Below are 636 nucleotides of genomic sequence, written 5' to 3'. Positions count from 1 at the left end.
CCTAGAGAGAGTGCGCAAGGGCCTCAGAAAGGAGCTGAAACCGTCCCAGAGCCGGACTCTCAAGGGAGACCGGAAAATCCTGCTGAAACGCGCTCACGAAGTCTCAGACCGGGAGCGCCTCATCATGGAGACCTGGACAGGCGCGTTCCCGCAACTGCTGGCCGCCTACGAGCACAAGGAGCGCTTCTACGGCATCTGGGACGCCACCACACGGCTCCAGGCAGAAGCCGCCCTGGACGAGTGGATAGCCACCATCCCGAAGGGCCAAAAGGAAGTCTGGAGCGATCTGGTCAGGGCAGTGGGAAACTGGCGCGAAGAGACCATGACCGACTTCGAGACGGACATGCCCGTCACCAACGCTTACACGGAGTCCATCAACCGACTGGCCAAGGACAAGAACCGTGAAGGGTGCGGTTACTCCTTCGAGGTGATGCGGGCACGAATGCTCTACACCACGAAGCACAAGAAGAAGGCACCGACTGCGAAGGTCTCTCCTTTCTACAAGAAAACCATCGGTTACGGACTGCCGGACTTCGCAGAGGAACTCAACTACGGAGTCGATCTATCAACCATCTGAGGGTGGTATCAGATTGATGGGGTGAAGGTGACCCATCAACCATTAAATCCGTATACCCA

At 57.5% G+C, this 636-nt stretch carries 1 pseudogene; it reads left to right on the top strand.

Features of this window, described 5'->3' with window-relative positions:
- Positions 1-577, top strand: a pseudogene (locus CRG49_RS13025) (ISL3-like element ISPpu12 family transposase); the annotation flags it as partial.
- Positions 578-636: the final 59 nt, after the last annotated feature.

It is taken from the genome of Neisseria sp. N95_16 (assembly GCF_002551535.2).
Classification (GTDB): domain Bacteria; phylum Pseudomonadota; class Gammaproteobacteria; order Burkholderiales; family Neisseriaceae; genus Neisseria; species Neisseria brasiliensis.
The sequence above is the reverse complement of the archived record's forward strand: the minus strand, read 5'-3'. Positions and strand labels throughout refer to the sequence as shown.